The sequence below is a fragment of the Stappia indica genome, assembly GCF_001696535.1.
Classification (GTDB): Bacteria; Pseudomonadota; Alphaproteobacteria; order Rhizobiales; family Stappiaceae; genus Stappia; species Stappia indica.
This window is the reverse complement of the sequence record NZ_MBQE01000005.1, coordinates 35,621-53,229: the sequence shown is the minus strand read 5'-3', so window position 1 is coordinate 53,229 and position 17,609 is coordinate 35,621. Positions and strand designations below refer to the sequence as shown.

15 protein-coding genes are annotated in these 17,609 nt (G+C 68.6%); 12 read left to right on the top strand and 3 right to left on the bottom strand.

Annotation, left to right across the window (positions count from 1 at the left end):
• Positions 1-12 precede the first annotated feature (12 nt).
• Positions 13-1,203: an aminotransferase class V-fold PLP-dependent enzyme gene (locus BBX35_RS17690; protein WP_067222892.1), complete on the bottom strand. Its 1,191-nt coding sequence runs from the start codon at positions 1,201-1,203 to the stop codon at positions 13-15.
• The gene (locus BBX35_RS17685; RefSeq protein ID WP_067222890.1) at positions 1,200-2,246 is read right to left on the bottom strand and encodes a glycosylasparaginase; all 1,047 of its coding nucleotides are present in this window, start codon (positions 2,244-2,246) and stop codon (positions 1,200-1,202) included. Before BBX35_RS17685 ends, BBX35_RS17690 begins: the two co-directional genes overlap by 4 nt.
• Before the next feature lie 182 nt (positions 2,247-2,428).
• Between BBX35_RS17685 and BBX35_RS17680 the strand changes: the two genes are divergently transcribed.
• Complete coding sequence (locus tag BBX35_RS17680; protein WP_067222887.1) at positions 2,429-3,097, top strand: GntR family transcriptional regulator; 669 nt, start codon at positions 2,429-2,431, stop codon at positions 3,095-3,097.
• Positions 3,098-3,210: 113 nt separating this feature from the next.
• Here BBX35_RS17680 and kdgD read toward each other — a convergent pair whose 3' ends face one another.
• On the bottom strand, positions 3,211-4,125 hold the full coding sequence (gene kdgD / locus BBX35_RS17675; RefSeq protein WP_067222885.1) for a 5-dehydro-4-deoxyglucarate dehydratase: 915 nt from the start codon (positions 4,123-4,125) through the stop codon (positions 3,211-3,213).
• Positions 4,126-4,262: 137 nt separating this feature from the next.
• On the opposite strand from kdgD, the gene BBX35_RS17670 reads away from it, so the two are divergent.
• From BBX35_RS17670 to BBX35_RS17620, 11 genes are all read left to right on the top strand, one after another.
• The gene (locus tag BBX35_RS17670; RefSeq protein ID WP_067222883.1) at positions 4,263-5,789 is read left to right on the top strand and encodes an aldehyde dehydrogenase (NADP(+)); all 1,527 of its coding nucleotides are present in this window, start codon (positions 4,263-4,265) and stop codon (positions 5,787-5,789) included.
• A 115-nt stretch (positions 5,790-5,904) separates the two neighbouring features.
• Positions 5,905-7,989 carry a hydantoinase/oxoprolinase family protein gene (locus BBX35_RS17665; protein WP_067222880.1) on the top strand — a complete coding sequence of 695 codons (2,085 nt, stop codon included), beginning with the start codon at positions 5,905-5,907 and terminating at the stop codon, positions 7,987-7,989.
• 14 nt (positions 7,990-8,003) lie between these two features.
• Complete coding sequence (locus BBX35_RS17660) at positions 8,004-9,641, top strand: hydantoinase B/oxoprolinase family protein (RefSeq protein ID WP_067222878.1); 1,638 nt, start codon at positions 8,004-8,006, stop codon at positions 9,639-9,641.
• 11 nt (positions 9,642-9,652) lie between these two features.
• Complete coding sequence (locus BBX35_RS17655; protein ID WP_067222875.1) at positions 9,653-10,864, top strand: pyridoxal phosphate-dependent aminotransferase; 1,212 nt, start codon at positions 9,653-9,655, stop codon at positions 10,862-10,864.
• Positions 10,861-11,322, top strand: coding sequence for a RidA family protein (locus tag BBX35_RS17650; protein WP_067222873.1), 462 nt, complete (start codon positions 10,861-10,863; stop codon positions 11,320-11,322). The genes BBX35_RS17655 and BBX35_RS17650 overlap by 4 nt, the downstream gene beginning before the upstream one ends.
• 96 nt (positions 11,323-11,418) lie before the next feature.
• Positions 11,419-12,111 carry a FadR/GntR family transcriptional regulator gene (locus tag BBX35_RS17645; protein ID WP_067222870.1) on the top strand — a complete coding sequence of 231 codons (693 nt, stop codon included), beginning with the start codon at positions 11,419-11,421 and terminating at the stop codon, positions 12,109-12,111.
• Between the two features lie 304 nt (positions 12,112-12,415).
• Positions 12,416-13,405 carry a TRAP transporter substrate-binding protein gene (locus tag BBX35_RS17640; protein WP_067222867.1) on the top strand — a complete coding sequence of 330 codons (990 nt, stop codon included), beginning with the start codon at positions 12,416-12,418 and terminating at the stop codon, positions 13,403-13,405.
• A gap of 33 nt (positions 13,406-13,438) precedes the next feature.
• Entirely contained in the window at positions 13,439-13,957 is a 519-nt protein-coding gene (locus BBX35_RS17635) for a TRAP transporter small permease (RefSeq protein WP_083202316.1), read from the top strand.
• Between the two features lie 6 nt (positions 13,958-13,963).
• On the top strand, positions 13,964-15,265 hold the full coding sequence (locus BBX35_RS17630; protein WP_067222865.1) for a TRAP transporter large permease: 1,302 nt from the start codon (positions 13,964-13,966) through the stop codon (positions 15,263-15,265).
• Between the two features lie 159 nt (positions 15,266-15,424).
• The gene (locus tag BBX35_RS17625; RefSeq protein WP_067222863.1) at positions 15,425-16,399 is read left to right on the top strand and encodes a helix-turn-helix domain-containing protein; all 975 of its coding nucleotides are present in this window, start codon (positions 15,425-15,427) and stop codon (positions 16,397-16,399) included.
• A gap of 183 nt (positions 16,400-16,582) precedes the next feature.
• Positions 16,583-17,581, top strand: a complete 999-nt coding sequence (locus BBX35_RS17620) for a hypothetical protein (RefSeq protein WP_067222861.1) — start codon at positions 16,583-16,585, stop codon at positions 17,579-17,581.
• The last annotated feature ends 28 nt before the right edge of the window (positions 17,582-17,609 follow it).

Here is a 17,609-nt window from a genome sequence, read left to right as displayed (position 1 = left end):
ATCTTGATGGGGTCACGGCAACACGTCGACGAGACGGTCGATCTCGTCGGCGTCGTTGTAGTAGCTGGGCGAGATCCGCAGGCGGCCGCCCCGCTGGGCAAGGTCGACACCGGCCCCGCCCAGTCGCTTGTCGAGCTCTTCCGGCGCGAAGGCCGGATGGCTGAAGGAAAGATTTCCCGAGCGCTCGCCCTCGCCGAACGGACTGTGGATCTCGTAGCCCTTGGCCCGCAGGCCTTCGGCGGCGCGGGCGGTGAGCGACAGGATATGCGCCTCGATGGCGCGCGGGGTGAGCGCCAGCTGCATGCGCACAGCCGCATCCAGGCCCCAGATGCCGGGGAAGTTGACCAAGGCCTCCTCGAAGCGCCCGGCGCCGGGACGATAGTCCAGCACATAGTCCATATGCGCCTCGCCGCGGTCGACCGTGTGGTAGCCGACCGAGGTCGGCTCCAGCTGGTCGAGCACCGCATCGCGGCAGTAGAAGATGCCGGTGCCGACGGGGGCCAGCATCCACTTGTGGCCGCCGAAGGACATGAAGTCGATGCCGTAGCGCTCGACATCCATCTCCAGCGCGCCGACCCACTGGATGGCGTCGAGGTTGAGCAGCACGCCCTTTTCCCGGCACAGCGTCGCGGTCGCCTCCAGGTCCTGGCGGAAGCCGTTGGAGAACTGCACCGAGCTCAGCGAGACGAGGCGGGTGCGCGCGTCCATCGCCTCGCGGATGTCGTCGACGAGGATCCGCCCGCCGCGGTTCTTCACCCAGCGGATGTTGACGCCCCGGGTCGCCAGCTTCATCCAGCAATAGACGTTGGAGGGGTATTCGATATCCGGCAGGACGACATTGTCGCCCTCCTTCCAGGCCAGGCCGTTGGCGACGTTGACGAGGCCTTCCGTGGTGTTCTTGACGAAGGCGATCTCGCTGTGGCGGGCGCCGATCAGCTGGCCCACCCGCGACTTGATCACCTCGTCCGCATGGCTGCACCAGCGGGGATAGTCGTTGCGGCCATTGTCCCGGCAATTGCCGAGGAAGCGCTCGACGGCGGCGACCACCGGCAGGCTCAGCGCGCCGATGGAGGCGTTGTTGAGATAGGTGCGCTTCTGCTTGATCGGGAACAGGCGGCCGACATCGGCCAGCGTGGTGCCGGCGATCCCGTCCGGATCCTCGGCGAACAGCGGGTTGACGGGCGCCTGGTCGATGACAGTCATTCGGGGTCTCCTGAGAATTGCGGGCCGGCGGACGCGGCCGTCCCGCCCAGCGCCTTGAGGGCGGCGGCAGCGGCGCGAGCATGCCGCTCGGCGCGGGCATGGGTGGTCGCCGCCGAGCCGGTATGGGGATGAAGGGTGACGATGCGGGCCTCGTGCCGCTGCGGGGCGGCAAACCCCTCGCGCCAGAGCCAGTAGTGGTTGCCGGGCTCGCCGTTGACGGCGACGACGGCGTGTTCGCCGGCCTTGTCGATGGCATGGATGGTGACGCGCCCGACCAGGCCGCCCTTGAGGGCGCGCATGTCGTCGACGGCGGCATCCACCGCCTGCGCAACGGTCAATCCCATCTTCATGTAGAGGACGACGGCCCGCGCGGTGCCGCAGCGGATGGTCATCTCGCCGACGCCGGTGCAGGCGCAGGCGCCGTAGCGGCTGTCGGCATAGGAGCCGGCGCCGATCACCGGGCTGTCGCCGAGGCGGCCGGGATATTTCCAGCCCCAGCCGGAGGTGCTGGTGGCGGTGGCGATGCTCCCGCGGCCGTCGAGGCCGAGAAAGACCGTGGTGTCCTTGCCGATCTCCGGGTCCATCGACTGCCAGCACAGCTTGCGCAGGTCCGTCGCCGGCCAGGCCGCGCGCTCGTCCTCGCGCAAACTCTCCTCGAACCAGGCGCGCCAGGCGACGCGGGCATGGTCGGCCAGCAGTTCGCCGCGTTCGGCGCCGATCTCGCGGGCGAAGCGCATGGCGCCCTCGCCGACGAGAAACTCATGGGGCAGCTCCTCCAGCAGGCGGCGGGCGATGGAGACCGGATGCAGGAAGCCGGTGATGGCGCCGACCGCGCCGCTGCGCAGCGTATCGCCGTCCATCACCGAGGCGTCCAGCTCGACAACACCGAGAAGATTGGGCCAGCCGCCGCGCCCGACGGTCCACACGGACGGATCGGCCTCGACCAGGCGCACACCGACTTCCAGTGCATCGAGGGTGGGGGCGCCGGCCGCCAGCAGATCCGCCGAGGCGCCTATGCCGCAGGCTCCCTCGTTGTTGCTCAAGACGGTGCACAAGACCCAGCGCCCTCCGATCCGGGGTTCCCGACATGCTCGCGTCATGTGTATAATGAATATTGGATACAAAATAAAGTCCCATATCAAAGCTGCCCGATCCGGCCTGCGGCTGGTGCGAAACGGACCGGCTTGGGATATTGGTGCAGGTGAGAAGAGTCTGGAGCCCGTTCATGGATGACGCGACACACGTGATCGCCCGCAAGACCGTCACCATGCAGGTCACCGAGCGGATACGCTCGATGATCCTTTCCGGCGAGCTGGCGAGCGGCGAGAAGCTGAAGCAGGAAAAGCTCGCCGCGCGGCTGGGGGTGAGCCGGGTGCCGGTGCGCGAGGCGCTGAACCAGCTCGAGGCGGAAGGCCTGGTGAAGGTGGAGGCGCACAAGGGCGCGGTGGTCAGCGGCGTCTCCATCGAGGCGCTGCGCGAGATGTACGAGCTGCGGGCGCTGCTGGAGCCCTGGCTGATCGGCATCGCGATCCCGGCGATGCGGCCGGAGGATCTCGCCGCGGCCGAGGAGATCCTCGACCAGATGCTCGACAAGTCCACCCAGACCCACTGGACGCGAATGAACTGGGCGTTCCACCGCGCGCTCTACACGGCGGCGGACCGGCCGCAGAGCCTCGACATTCTCGAAAAGCTCTACATGAACACCTATCGGCACTTTCCCGTGCCGATGCGCTTCACCATCGGCAGCGAGGCGATGGATGTCGAGCACCGGCACATCCTGAAACTGTGCCGCGAGGGGAACATCGCCGAGGCGCAGACCTTCCTGAAGGACCACATCATGCGCGGCTCGGTCTCGCTGGTGGAGCGGCTGCAGCGCGCCGAACCGCAGGACTGAGAGCGGGCGGGACGCGCTCCCTCGACACCCAGACACGCAAAAGGCCCGCGGGAGAGCGTCTCTCGCGGGCCTTTCGGTGTCCGGCTGTCCAGTCGCAGTCGAGGGGAGGTGCGTCAGCCGGCGCGGTTTTCCGCAAAGGAGATCAGTTCGCCGAGCAGGCGCTCTTCTTCCGCCGTCGGGTCGGTCAGCGGCGGGCGCACACCGCCGGTCTCGAAGCCCTTGAGGCGCACGCCGGCCTTCACCAGCGACACGGCATAGCCCGGAGCGCGCTCGCGCAGCTTCATGAAGGGGAAGAAGAAACCCTTGAGCAGGGCCTCGCAGGTGGCGGTGTCGCCGGCGCGCAGCGCCTTGTAGAACTCCACCGCCATGCCCGGCACGAAGTTGAAGACGGCCGAGGAATAGGTGGTGAAGCCGGCGGCGAGATAGGCCTCGGCGAAGAGCTCGGCCGTCGGCATGCCGCCGAGATAGGTGAGACGGTCGCCGACGGTCGCCGTGACCTGGCGCACCAGGCCCATCTCGCCGCTGCCGTCCTTGAAGCCGATCATGTTCGGGCAGGCCTCGCACAGGCGCGCGACCGTGTCCGCCTTGTAGATGGCATTGTCGCGATTGTAGATCATCACGCCGATGCCGACGGCATCGCAGACCGCCTTGGCATGGGCGTAGAGCCCCTCCTGCGAGGCGTCGATCAGGTAGTGCGGCAGCAGCAGCACCCCGTCCGCGCCGGCGGCCTCGGCCTCCCGGGCGATGGAGACGGCAAGCGCCGTGCCGTAGCCGCAACCGGCGACGATGGGCGTGTCGCCGGCCGCTTCCTTGGCCGCGCGGGTCACATGCGCGATCTCGTCCGGGTGCAGCGAGAAGAACTCGCCGGTGCCGCCGGCGGCGAACAGGCCCGCCGCGTCGAAGCCGGACAGCCACTCCACATGCCGGCGATAGCTCTCGGCGTTGAAGGCGCCGTCGGTGCCAAAATGCGTGACAGGGAACGACAGGAGGCTGGAGGCCAGCCTGTCCTTCAGTTCGATCGGGTCCATGGAAGCGCTCCTCGTTGGCTTATCTGGTTCGCTGAGCTTCTACCGAGCATCAGATGAAAGTCAACAGTTGTATGATGTCTTATTTTATGATGGGTTGCGCGAACCGAGATTTCACACGAGGCAAGGAGCATCCGGACATGGCCTATCGCCCCCACGGCACGCATCTCATCGCCGGCGAGCGCGTCGATAGCAGCGCCCGCTTCGACAGCCGGCCGGTCAGCGGTCCCTCGCACAGCTTCGCCAATGGCGGGGCGAGGGAGGTCGACGCGGCGGTGCGCGCCGCGGAAGCCGCCTTCCTGCGCTACGGGCAGACCTCGCGCGAACAGCGTGCGGCGTTCCTGGAGGCGATTGCCGATGCCATCGAGGCGCGCGCCGAAGATCTCACCCCGACGGTGATGGCCGAGACCGGCCTGCCGCAGGCGCGGGTCGAGGGCGAGCGGGGACGCACCACCGGTCAGTTGCGCATGTTCGCGGGCCATATCCGCGCGGGGCGCCATCTCGACCTGCGCGTCGACGAGGCCTTGCCCGACCGCACGCCGCCGCGCCCGGAACTGCGGCTGTGCATGCGCCCGCTCGGGCCGGTCGCCGTGTTCGGCGCCTCGAACTTCCCTCTCGCCTTTTCCACCGCCGGCGGCGACACGGCCGCCGCCCTTGCCGCCGGTTGTCCGGTGGTGGTGAAGGGCCACCCGGCCCATCCGGCGACCGGCGAGATCGTCGCCGAGGCCATCGAGGCCGCGCGCATCGCCTGCGAGATGCCGGCCGGCACCTTCTCGCTGGTGCAGAGCGCCGACCGGGCGGCCGGCGAGGCGCTCGTCACCCATCCGCTGATCCGCGCGGTCGGCTTCACCGGGAGCCTTGCCGGCGGGCGGGCGCTGTTCGACCTTTGCGCCCAGCGCGCCGAACCGATCCCGTTCTTCGGCGAACTCGGCTCGGTCAACCCGGTCTTCGTGCTGGACGAGGCACTGCGGACCCGCGGGGCGAACATCGCCCGCGAATGGACCGCCTCGCTGGTGATGGGCACCGGCCAGTTCTGCACCAATCCCGGCGTGCTGGTGCTGCGCGAGGGCGAAGCGGCGGAGGCCTTCATCGCCGAGGCGGCGCGGGCGCTGTCGCAGGTCGCGCCGCAGCCGATGCTGACGGCGGAGATCGCCGCCTCATTCCGCAAGGGTGCGGGCGAGCTGGAATCCGCCGGCGGCACGCCGGTGCATCGCGGCCCGTCCTGCGGCCCGCGCGAGGCCTCGCCCGTGCTGCTGCGCACCCAAGGCACGCGCTTCCTCGCCGAGCCGCACCTTGCCGAGGAAGTGTTCGGCCCGCTCGGGCTGGTGGTGACTGTCGCCTCGAACGAGGAGATGGCACAGGTGGCGGGCAGCCTCGCCGGGCAGCTGACCTGCACGCTGCAGCTGGAGCCGGGCGACCATGCCCAGGCGCGCGCCCTGGTGCCGGTGCTGGAGCGCAAGGCCGGCCGGCTGCTGGTCAACGGCTATCCGACCGGCGTCGAGGTCTGCGACGCGATGGTGCATGGCGGGCCCTATCCGGCCTCGACCAATTTCGGCGCGACCAGCGTCGGCTCGCTGGCGATCCGGCGGTTCCTGCGCCCGGTCTGCTACCAGAACCTGCCGGCCGACCTGCTGCCGGACGATGCGCGGGCGGAGGCGCAAAACTGATGTAATCATACATCAGACGTCTTGACATTTTTATGTAGTATGTTGTCATACAAGTGACACGGCCGGCTCCGAGAGGGGCCGGCACGGCTTCAGGCAAGCGGGAGACGCGGCGAACATGACGAAGGACGGCAAGCAGATCCGGGTAGGGGCCGACATCGGCGGAACCTTTACCGATGTTGCCATGGAAGTTGGCGATGCGATGCACTCTGCCAAGGTGCTGACCAACTACACGGCACCGGAACAGGGCATCGTCGACGGCGTGCGGCTGGTGGCCGAACGCGCCGGCGTCTCGCTCGACCAGATCGACACGCTCATCCACGGCACGACGCTGGCCACCAACGCCCTGATCGAGCGGCGCGGCGCGCGCACCGCCTTCATCACCACCAAGGGCTTCCGGGACGTCATCGAGATGCGGACCGAGAACCGCTTCGAGCAGTACGACCTCGACATCGTGCTGCCGGCGCCCCTGGTGCCGCGCAACGAGCGCTTCGTCCTCAATGAGCGCATCGACGCCCATGGCAACGTGCTGAAGGAGATCGACGAGGCCGAGCTCGACGCCCTGGTCGAGAAGGTCCTGGCAGGCGGCTTCGAGAGCATCGCCGTCGGCCTGATCCACTCCTATGTCAACGGCGCGCACGAGCGGCGCATCCGCGATGCGCTGCTGGCCCGCCGGCCGGACCTCTTCGTCTCGATCTCGAGCGAGGTCTCGCCGCAGATGCGCGAGTTCCAGCGCTTCAACACGGTCTGCGCCAATGCCTATGTGAAGCCGCTGATGGCGTCCTACCTGCGCCGGCTGACCGACAGCCTCAAGGCCGCCGGCACCACCTGCCCGGTCTTCATGATCCATTCGGGCGGCGGCATCATCAGCGTGGAAAGTGCCATCGAGTTCCCTGTCCGGCTGCTGGAATCGGGCCCGGCGGGCGGCGCCATCTTCGCAGCCCACATCGCCCGCCAGCACGGGCTGGAGCGCGTGCTCTCCTACGACATGGGCGGCACCACCGCGAAGATCTGCCTGATCGACAACCAGGTGCCGAAGACCGCCAAGACCTTCGAGGTGGCCCGCACCTACCGCTTCAAAAAGGGCAGCGGCATGCCGATCTCGATCCCGGTGATCGAGATGGTCGAGATCGGCGCGGGCGGCGGCTCCATCGCCGCCGTCGATGCCATGCGCCAGATCCGCGTCGGCCCGCACAGCGCCGGCTCCGAGCCCGGCCCCGCCTGCTACGGCCGCGGCGGCGACAAGCCGACGGTGACCGATGCCGACCTGCTGCTCGGCAAGCTGGCGGCGGACGGGTTCGCCGGCGGCTCGATGACGCTGGACACGGGCGCGGCAACGGGCGCCATCGAGCGCGATCTCGCCCGCCCGCTCGACATCGACGGCACCACGGCCGCCTTCGGTCTGTGCGAAGTGGTCGACGAGAACATGAGCAATGCGGCGCGCATGCACGCCGTCGAGAACGGCATGGAGCTCGCCGACTACACGATGATCGCCTTCGGCGGCGCGGCGCCCCTGCATGCCGGGCGGCTGTGCGAGAAGCTTGGCATCAGCGAGCTGCTGGTGCCGCCGGGCGCGGGTGTCGGCTCGGCCATCGGCTTCCTGCGCGCGCCCTTCGGCTTCGAATCCGTGCGCAGCGCCTTCCTGCGGCTCAGCGCCTTCGATGCCGGCAAGGTCAACGCGGTGCTGAAGGAGCTGGCCGAGGAGGCCACCGCCTTCGTGCGCTCCGGCGCGCCGGACGCGGTGCCGAGCCTCGAATGCACCGCCTACATGCGCTATGCCGGCCAGGGCTGGGAAGTGCCGGTCGCGGTGGATGTGCGCGACTATGCCGCCGGCGAGGTCGACGTGTTCCGCAAGGGCTTCGAGGAGGTTTACGAGCAGCTGTTCGGCCGACTGATCGACAAGCTCGACATCGAGATCGTCAGCTGGTCGCTGCGGGCGAGCTCCGAGGCCTATCCGGCGCCGCGCGTGCCGCGCGTCGAGGCGAAACGCCGGCTGGAGGCGGCCGAGACGCGGCAGATGTTCGAGGCCCGCACCGCCGGCTTCGTCACCGCCGCTGTCGTCGCCCGCGCCGAGCTGGCGCCGGGCGACTGCGTCGCCGGCCCTGCCGTCATCACCGAAAACGAGACCACCACGATCATCACGGACGGACAGGAAGCGATCTTCCAGGCCGACGGATGCCTGCTCGTCCGCTCGAAAGCGTGAAGGAAACACAAGCCATGACCGGAAATTCGCTCTCCGACGTCCGCATGCAGGTCATGTGGAACCGCCTCATCTCGGTGGTCGAGGAACAGGCCGTCACGCTCATCCGCACCGCCTTCAGCACCAGCGTGCGCGAGTCCGGCGACCTGTCCGCCGGCGTCTTCAACCGCGGCGGCAAGATGATCGCCCAGGCGGTCACCGGCACGCCGGGCCACGTCAACGCGATGGCCGAGGCCGTCGGGCATTTCATCAACGACATCGGCCGGGACAACATCTTCGAAGGCGATGTCTACATCACCAACGATCCGTGGAAGGGCACCGGCCACCTCCTCGACATCACTATGGTGACCCCGTCCTTCCGGGGCGGCGCACTGGTCGGCTTCTTCGCCTGCACCGCGCATGTGGTTGACGTGGGCGGGCGCGGCTTCGGCCCGGATGCCAACGAGGTCTACGAGGAAGGCATCTTCATCCCGATCATGAAGTTCGTCGAACGCGGCACCGTCAACCGCGACCTCGTCAACATCCTGCGCCACAACGTGCGCGAGGCGGACCAGGTGGTCGGCGACATCTTCTCGCTGGCGGCCTGCAACGAGACCGGCCACCGGCGGCTGATGGACATGATGGGCGAGTTCGGCCTCGCCGACCTGGAAGAGCTCGCCGACTTCGTCTTCGACCGCAGCTACAATGCGACGCTGGAGCGGATCGCGGCTCTGCCAAAGGGCTCCTACGACAACGTGATGCGCGTCGACGGCTACGGCAGCCCGGTCGATCTGGCCGTGCGCATCGACGTGCATGACGACCACATCCTTGCCGATTTCGACGGCACCTCCGGTCCGAGCCCCCTCGGCATCAACGTGCCGATGATCTACTCCAAGGCCTATGCCTGCTACGGGCTGAAATGCGCGCTGGCCCCGGACATTCCCAACAATCACGGCTCGCTCGCCCCGTTCCACTTCGCCGCGCCGAAGGGCTGCATCCTCAACGCGCAGCATCCCGCCCCGGTGGCGGTGCGCCACGTGCTCGGTCATTTCATTCCCGACGCGGTGCTCGGCGCGGTGCACAAGATGCTGCCGGGCCGCGTGCCGGCGGAAGGCTCCGGCGCGCTGTGGAACCTGCATGTCAGCGCGCGTCCGCTGCAGGGCGCCGAGGCGCCCGCCGACGGCGGCCGGCGGGCCGAGGTGCTGCTGTTCAACAGCGGCGGCGCGGGTGCGCGGGCCAGCCTCGACGGCCTCAGCGCCACCGCCTTCCCCAGCGGCGTGCACTCCATGTCGATCGAGGCGACCGAGCATGTCGGCCCGGTGATCTTCTGGCGCAAGGAGCTGCGCGACGGGTCGGGCGGCGCCGGCCAGTATCGCGGCGGCCTCGGCCAAGTGGTCGAGATCGGCGCGGCGGCCGGCCACGAGTTCCACTTCAACGCCATGTTCGACCGCATCGACCATCCCGCGCGCGGACGCGACGGCGGCCATGACGGCGAGCCGGGCTCGGTGACGCTGGACGACGGAACGCGCCTTGCCTCCAAGGGACGCCAGCACGTGCCGGCCGACCGGCGGCTGATCCTCTCGCTTCCCGGCGGCGGCGGCTTCGGTGCCCCGGACAAGCGGGACCCGGATGCGTCGGCCCGCGACGAGGCGTTCGAATATGTGGCGAGCAAATGAGCGGGGTCGCCATGACCTACGAGGCCGAACGCGCCAGCCTCATCAAGCTGTCGCCGGCCATGGCCATCTCGGTGCGGGCGCGCGAATTGCGCGCCGGCGGGGCCGATGTCGTCGACCTCAGCGTCGGCGAGCCGGACTTCGACACGCCCGCCCATATCCTGGACGCGGCCGAGGCGGCGATGCGGCGGGGCGAGACCCACTACACCGCCGCCGATGGCACAACGGAGCTGAAAGACGCCATCGTCGCCAAGTTCGCGCGCGAGAACGGGCTGAAGTTCTCCCGCCAGGAGGTCTCGGCCGGCAACGGCGCCAAGCAGGTCATCTTCAATGCCCTGATGGCGACGCTGGAGCCGGGCGACGAGGTGCTGGTTCCGGCGCCCTACTGGGTCTCCTATACCGACATGGCGCTGCTGCTGGGCGGCGTGCCGAAGGTGGTCGAATGCCCGATCGAGGCGGATTTCAAGCCGACCCCGGAGCAGCTGGAAGCGGCGATCACTCCGAAGACGCGCTGGCTGTTCCTCAACTCGCCGGGCAATCCCTCGGGCGCCGCCTTCTCCCGCGCCGAGCTTGAAGCCCTCGGCGCGATGCTCGAGCGGCACCCGCGGGTGCTGGTCCTGTCGGACGAGATCTACGAACACATCCTGCATGACGGGGCGCAGGCGACGCCTTTCCTCGCCGCCTGCCCGCAGTTGCGCGACCGCACGGTGACGGTCAACGGCGTCTCCAAGGCCTATGCGATGACCGGCTGGCGGATCGGCTATGCGGCAGGGCCCGCCGGCCTGATCAAGGTGATGGCCAAGATCCAGTCGCAGAGCACGTCCAACCCCTGCTCGGTCGCCCAGGCGGCGGCGATCGCCGCGCTGAACGGGCCGCAGGACTTCGTGGCCGAGGCGGGCCGCGAATACACCGCCCGGCGCGACCTGGTGATCGAGGGGCTGTCCGGCATTCCCGGCCTGCGCCTGCGCAAGCCGGAAGGCGCCTTCTACGCCTTCCTCGAGTGCAAGGGCCTGATCGGCCGGCGCCGGCCGGACGGCACGGTGCTGACCAGCGACGCGGATGTCTGCGAATACCTGCTGGAAGCGGCCGGCGTTGCCACCGTTCCGGGCGCCGCCTTCGGCCTGTCGCCCTATGTGCGCCTGTCCTTCGCCGCCGCGCGCCCGCTGCTAGAAGCCGCCTGCACGCGCATCCGCGAGGCGGTCGCAGCGCTCGGAGATGCGGCATGAGCCCGCTGGAGCGGCTGCGCGATCTCGGGCTGGAGCTGCCGCCGGTGCGCACGGCTGCCGGCTCCTACATTCCGGCCCGGCGGGCAGGCCCGCTCCTGTTCCTGTCGGGACGGGGCGGGGCCGGGGCCGACGGACAGGTCGCCTCGGGCCGTGTCGGCGAGGGTGTGACGACGGCCGAGGCGCACGACCATGCCCGCTCGGCCGGGCTGCAGCTGCTGGCCGCCGCACAGGCGGAGCTCGGCGATCTCGGCCGCATCCGCGCCGTGGTCAAGCTGCTGGGGATGGTCAACGCCGTTCCCGGCTACCGCGACCACCCCAAGGTGATCGACGGCTGCTCCGACCTCTTCCTGCAGGTGCTGGGCGAGGCCGGACGCCATGCGCGCAGCGCCGTCGGCGTCGCCTCGCTGCCGCACGACATGAGCGTCGAGGTGGAGGCCATCCTGCTGGTGGATGACTGAGGGGAAACCGCCAAAGCAGGTTGCTATTGCTGGCACGGTCATGTGGTCTGTTATATGATGCCCAACAGGCATAGCGGGACGCAAAAAGGAAGAAGAATGCTCGGGAGACGGGAAAGCCTTTCATCGCAGCTGAAGAAGCAGATCCTGCAGAAGATCGACGACAAGGTTTATCTTCCCGGCGAGCGCATCCCCTCCGAAAGCGACCTGTGTGCCGAGTTCGGCGTCAGCCGCACGGTGGTGCGCGAGGCGGTCGCCTCGCTGCGCGCCGACGGGGTGCTCAAGTCGCGCCAGGGCATCGGCGTCTTCGTCGACGACGCCCCGCGCCTGCAGCCCTTCGAGATCTCGCCGCTGCCCGATGCGGCGGTGCAGGAGATCCTGCAGATCCTGGAACTGCGCCTCAGCGTCGAGCTGGAGGCCGCCGCCATGGCGGCGGAGCGGCGCAGCGACGAGCAGCTGGCCGAAATCCGCGATGCGCTGGCGCGGCTGTCGGCGGAAGGCGCCGGGCAGAGCGGGCCGATGGACTTCGAATTCCACCTCGCCATCGCCCGGGCCACCAACAATCCGTATTTCGAGAAGTTCCTGACCTTTCTCGGGCCGCAGATCATCCCGCGCCTGCGGGTCAATGCCATCGCCGGCACGGCCCGCACCGGCGCCTATAACGACAAGCTGCAGGACGAGCACCGCGCCATTCTCGATGCCATCGAGGCGCAGGACCCGGCCGCCGCGCGCGATGCCATGCGCCGCCACCTGTCGGGCAGCCTGATGCGCTACCGCCAGTCCGCCGTCTGACGCGGACCGGCGCGCGGCAGCATCGCCCGCCAGCGCGCGCCCGTCCTCGGAACGACCGTTTCGCCTGCCCTTTCCTGCGCCTGATGCCTCCGACCGCCTGCGGCCGGCCGATGCCGGCTGCGCGTCTGCGCTCCATCGCCCGACCATCGACAAAATCGCGGGAATCGCCGAAACCGCGTTTTACGGTTTTGACACATATGACAACATATGACAGTCTGCATACCTAAAGCGAGAGGCAAGCCAATTGCCCACGCGCCGGGCAGTGCCCGCAGGCGCCCATCACCCCAACAGACGGAGAACAAGAATGTCCCTGAAGTCCCTGCTTCGCGCGGCCGCCCTGGCTTCGGCCACGCTCGCCCTCGCCGGCCCCGCCCTTGCGGCAACCCAGTGGACGATGGCCTCGGGCTATCCGGAAACCAGCTTTTTCACCAAGAACATCCGCCAGTTCATCGCGGCGGTGGAGAAGAGGACCAAGGGCGAGCTGAAGATCGACCTGCGCTCCCATGACAGCCTGATCAAGCTCGACAACATCAAGCGCGCGGTGCAGTCGGGCCAGGTGCAGATCGGCGAGATCCGCATGGGCGTCTACGGCAACGAGCAGGAGATGTTCAATCTCGACAACATTCCCGGCGTCGTGCCGACCTTCGACAAGTCGTGGAAGCTGATGGAGGCCCAGAAGCCGTTCTACGACGAGTGGTTCGGCCGCAACGGCATGCGCGTCATCACCTATGTGGCCTGGCCGGGCCAGGGCTTCTTCACCGCCGAGCCGATCAACTCGCTCGACGACCTGAAGGGCGTGAAGCTGCGCATCTACTCGCAGCAGACCCAGGTGATGGGCGAGAAGCTCGGCACCCAGGCCATCATCCTGCCCTTCGCCGAAGTGCCGCAGGCCTTCGCCACCGGCATGATCGAGGCGCTGTGGACCAGCGCGCAGTCGGGCACCGACGTGCAGGTGTGGGATTACCTCGACGTGTTCACCTATACCGGCACGATGCACAACAAGAACGCCGTGATCGTCAACGAGCGGGCCCTGCGCGCCCTTCCCGAGGACATCCGCGCGATCGTCCTGGAAGAGGGCGAGGCGGCGACCGCACGCGGCTGGGAACTGGCCAAGGCCGCCAGCGAGGAGCGCGAGAACGTGCTCAAGGAGCACGGCATCACCATCAACCAGGCGCCGCAGGACGTGCTCGACCGCATCGACGAGATCGGCAAGGAGATGGTCGCCGACTGGATGACCCGCGCCTCCGACGCGGAAAAGGCGGTCTACGAGGCCTACCAGGCATCGCTCGACTGATCCGGCCACAGCCAAGGAGGGAGGAATCGGCTCATGATCCGACGCGTCCTCGACAGCCTCTATGAGGCGGCCGGCTATCTGGCAGCCTTGTTCCTGATCGGCATCGGCGTGACGATCGTCGTGCAGGTGGTGGCCCGCACCATGTCGGTCACCGTCGATTCCACCGAGGCGGCCGGACTGTGTCTGGCCGCCGCCACCTTCTTCGGCCTGGCCCATACGTTCCGGCATGGTGCGCATGTGCGCATCACGCTGGTCGTCGGCCATCTGCCGGCCGGGCCGAAGCGGGTCTTCGAGGTGTTCAACTGCCTCGTCGCCGGCGCCGCCGTGTGCTTTCTCGCCTGGCACGTCATCGAGCTGACGTTCCAGTCCTACGCCTACAACGACGTCAGCCCGGGCCTGCTGGCCATGCCGTTCTGGATCCCCCAGGCCGGCGTCTCGGTCGGCGTCGTGCTCTTCGCCGTCGCGATCCTCGACGACCTGGTGCAGGTGCTGCGCGGCAGGGCGCCGAGCTACGACGGCGACACCCACCCCGAAGACAGCCACGCGGAGTAGACCCTCATGGACATGATCTTCGTCTCCGCCATCACCCTTGTGGTCCTCGTCTTCGGGCTGCTGGCCTCCGGCGTGTGGGTCTCCGTCACGCTGCTGGCCGTCGGCATGGCGATGATGGCGCTGTTCACCTCCGCGCCCACCGGCTCGCTGATCGCCTCGACCCTGTGGGACAGCAGCTGGGGCTGGGCGCTGACCTCGCTGCCGCTATTCGTGTGGATGGGAGAGATCCTCTTCCGCTCGAACCTGTCGGAAAACATGTTCCGCGGCCTGTCGCCGCTCGTCGGGCGCCTGCCCGGCGGCCTGCTGCACGTCAACATCCTGGGCTGTGGCGTGCTGGCGGCGATCACCGGCTCCTCGGCGGTCACCTGTGCCACCATCGGCCGCATGACGGTGCCGGAACTGTCGAAGCGCGACTACCCCGACAACATGACCATCGGCACGCTCGCGGGCTCGGGCACGCTCGGCCTGCTGATCCCGCCCTCGATCATCATGATCGTCTACGGCGTGACGGCGGAACAGTCGATCGCTCGCCTGTTCATCGCCGGCGTGGTGCCCGGCCTGCTGCTGATCGCCCTGTTCATGGGCTACACGGCGATCTGGAGCCTGGTGCGCCGCGACAGGATGCCGGCGCCGGAGACCGCACCGACGTGGCGCGCCAAGCTGGCGGGCCTGCGCAACCTCGCCCCTGCCGTCGGCCTGATCGCGCTGGTGATCGGCTCGATCTACGGCGGTTTCGCCACCCCGACGGAAGCGGCGGTGATCGGCGTGATCGGGGCGCTCGCCCTGTCGGCGCTGAGCGGCACCCTGACACGGGCGACGTTCATGGACGGGGTGATGGCGGCCGTGCGCACGTCCTGCATGATCTCGTTCATCATCGCCTGCGCCGCGTGCCTGTCCATCGCGGTCGCCTTCGTCGACCTGCCGCGCCAGCTCGCCAGCTGGGTCGATGCGCTGAACCTGTCGCCCTATGCGCTGCTGGCGGTGCTCGGCCTGCTGATCCTCATTCTCGGCTGCTTCCTGGAAGGGATCTCGATCATCGTGCTCACCTCCTCGGTGATGCTGCCGATGGTGCAGACGGCGGGCGTCGACCTGATCTGGTTCGGCATCTTCATCACGATCCTGATCGAGGCGGCGCAGATCACCCCGCCGGTCGGCTTCAACCTGTTCGTGATGCAGAGCGTGACGGGCGCCAACATCCTCACCGTGGCGAAGGCGACCTTTCCGTTCTTCCTGCTGCTGATGGGGCTGCTGACGCTGATCACCGTGTGGCCGGACATCGTGCTCTGGCTGCCCCGCCTGATGAACTGAGGGCGCGGCAGCCTCCCACCTCGCCTCCCGCCGCCTCCCTCGGACCGGCAGGCGCCTGCAGATCGCGGGCGCCTGCCTTTTTTCGCAGTCCCCGCCGTCGCGCTCCCCTACGGAAGCCGGACGCTGGACAGGGCGGGCAGGCACACCTATTGGTAGTGCATGTCGGTCCTCACCCTCTCCGCCAGCGATTTCGATCCGGATGTCAGGGTGGCAGCCTTCCAGGACGCCGTTGCCTCCATGTGCCGGCTCCAGATCACCCCTGCCGACGACGCCGCCTTCCACTCGCACACGACCATCGGCCTGCTGCCCGGCCTGATGACCGGCAAGACGATGCATTCGCGCTGCGGCGTGGTGCGCACCCAGGCGCTGGCGGCGGAAACCGGCGACAACATCATGGTGCATGTGCCGTTGTCGGGCGGCTTTTCCATGTACCAGCAGGGCGGCAGCAATGTCGTGTGCACGCCCGGCTCCGTCTATCTCGACCCCAACGAGATGCCCGGCTCGGCCGAGTTCCACGGCGAGCGCAACGACGCCTTCTACCTGTCGATCCCGCGCGCCTTTCTCGCCTCCGCCGGCACCAGCCTCAACGGCGCCCTGCGCGAGGTGCGACCCGTGACGCCGCAATGGCGGCTGCTGCTGCGCTACGCCCGCTCGCTGCACGAGGAACTGGCGCTCCTGCCGGCCGAAGAGATCGCCACCTGCTCCAGCCACATCCACGACCTGACGATCATGGCGATGGGCGCCTCGCGCGAGGCGGAGGAGATCGCCAGGGGGCGCGGCGTGCGCGCCGCCCGGCTCAAGGCGATCAAGGCCGACATCGAGCAGAACCTCGTCTCGCCGCAGCTCGACAGCGGCTGGATCGCCGCGCGCCATTCCATCTCGCCGCGCTACATCCGCTCGCTGTTTGCCGGCGAGGGAACGAGCTTTCGCGACTATGTCGCCCGGCGCCGGCTGCTGCTGGCCCATCGGCGCCTGTGCGATCCGGCCCAGAGCATGCTCGGCATCAGCGAGATCGCGCTGTCCTGCGGCTTCAGCGACCTGTCCTGGTTCAATGCCAGCTTCCGCCGTACTTTCGGCAGGACGCCGAGGGACGTGCGCGCCGAGGCGCTCGCCGCCGCCTTCGCCGCAAGGTGAGCGCCGCGCCCGGCCACAGGCCAGGCGCCGTTCACGAATGCGCGAGGCGCCCGATCTGTGCCGCCTGCCCCGCATCCGCTACCGCCGGCCCCAAGAGCAGGACCCGCGAACCGACTACGCTCGCCCCGCATCCCGCGCGGGATGCCGCGATTCATCGCCACATCTTCTGCGGGAGAGCCTTGCATGTGGGATTTCAGTATGGGCCGGTCGCTCGGCCTGATGGCGCAGACCGCGCCCTTCATCATCTTCCGGATGGTGGTCTATTTCGGCATCGCCTGCGCCTATGTCATCGTCACCGGCACGGGCGCCGGCATCGGCTGGGGCATCGGCGGTTTCGGCGACGAGGGCTTTCGCGCCAGCTCCACCATGTGGGGCGGCATTGCCGGCTTCGGCCTGACCGCCGGCGTCCTCTATCTGCTGCGCGAGTACATTCTCTATGTGGTCAAGGCCGGCCACATCGCCGTGCTGGTGGAGCTCATCGACGGCAAGCAGATGCCGGACGGCCAGGGCCAGATCGCCCATGCCCGGCAGGTGGTGACGGCGCGTTTCGCCGAGGCCAGCGTGCTGTTCGCCATCGACCAGCTGGTCAAGGGCGTGCTCGCCGCCGTCACCGGGCTGATCCAGGGCATCGCTTCCTTCCTGCCCATTCCCGGCATCCAGCAGATCATGGGTCTGGTGCGCGCCTTCCTGCGCATCGCCATCGGCCTCGTCGACGAGGTGATCCTGGCCCACGCGATCCGCACCCGCAGCGACAATCCCTGGGCCTCCGCCCGAACCGCCCTGGTGCTCTACGGCCAGAATGCCGGGCGGATGATGAAGAACGCCGCCGTGCTGACCTTCATCGTCTACGGCCTGTCGTTCCTGGTGTTCCTGGTCATGCTGGCTCCCGCCGCGGCGGTCGTCTACCTGATCCCCGGCGCCTGGTCGGCCGGCGGCATCGTCTTCGCGCTGATCTTCGCCTGGGCGGTCAAGGCGGCGCTGATCGAGCCCTTCGCCATCGCCTGCATGCTGCAGGCCTTCTTCAAGGTCACCGCCGGCCAGACGCCGGACCCGGCCTGGGACGCGAAGCTGTCGCAGGTCTCCAAGAAGTTCGACGCGATCAAGCAGAGGAGCGGGTTGTGGTCTCCGGCGCCGTCCTCCACCCCGCCCGCCGGGCCGGCACCGGCACAGCCGCAGGCCTGAGGCCCGCCGCGCATCGACATTGAAATCG

What these genes read in the sequence shown, in the direction of transcription:
- BBX35_RS17690 (WP_067222892.1), bottom strand. Translation starts at nt 1,203, where the DNA reads ATGACTGTCATCGACCAGGCGCCCGTCAACCCGCTGTTCGCCGAGGAT.
- BBX35_RS17680 (WP_067222887.1), top strand. Translation starts at nt 2,429, where the DNA reads ATGGATGACGCGACACACGTGATCGCCCGCAAGACCGTCACCATGCAG.
- kdgD (WP_067222885.1), bottom strand. Translation starts at nt 4,125, where the DNA reads ATGGACCCGATCGAACTGAAGGACAGGCTGGCCTCCAGCCTCCTGTCG.
- BBX35_RS17670 (WP_067222883.1), top strand. Translation starts at nt 4,263, where the DNA reads ATGGCCTATCGCCCCCACGGCACGCATCTCATCGCCGGCGAGCGCGTC.
- BBX35_RS17665 (WP_067222880.1), top strand. Translation starts at nt 5,905, where the DNA reads ATGACGAAGGACGGCAAGCAGATCCGGGTAGGGGCCGACATCGGCGGA.
- BBX35_RS17660 (WP_067222878.1), top strand. Translation starts at nt 8,004, where the DNA reads ATGACCGGAAATTCGCTCTCCGACGTCCGCATGCAGGTCATGTGGAAC.
- BBX35_RS17655 (WP_067222875.1), top strand. Translation starts at nt 9,653, where the DNA reads ATGACCTACGAGGCCGAACGCGCCAGCCTCATCAAGCTGTCGCCGGCC.
- BBX35_RS17650 (WP_067222873.1), top strand. Translation starts at nt 10,861, where the DNA reads ATGAGCCCGCTGGAGCGGCTGCGCGATCTCGGGCTGGAGCTGCCGCCG.
- BBX35_RS17645 (WP_067222870.1), top strand. Translation starts at nt 11,419, where the DNA reads ATGCTCGGGAGACGGGAAAGCCTTTCATCGCAGCTGAAGAAGCAGATC.
- BBX35_RS17640 (WP_067222867.1), top strand. Translation starts at nt 12,416, where the DNA reads ATGTCCCTGAAGTCCCTGCTTCGCGCGGCCGCCCTGGCTTCGGCCACG.
- BBX35_RS17635 (WP_083202316.1), top strand. Translation starts at nt 13,439, where the DNA reads ATGATCCGACGCGTCCTCGACAGCCTCTATGAGGCGGCCGGCTATCTG.
- BBX35_RS17630 (WP_067222865.1), top strand. Translation starts at nt 13,964, where the DNA reads ATGGACATGATCTTCGTCTCCGCCATCACCCTTGTGGTCCTCGTCTTC.
- BBX35_RS17625 (WP_067222863.1), top strand. Translation starts at nt 15,425, where the DNA reads ATGTCGGTCCTCACCCTCTCCGCCAGCGATTTCGATCCGGATGTCAGG.
- BBX35_RS17620 (WP_067222861.1), top strand. Translation starts at nt 16,583, where the DNA reads ATGTGGGATTTCAGTATGGGCCGGTCGCTCGGCCTGATGGCGCAGACC.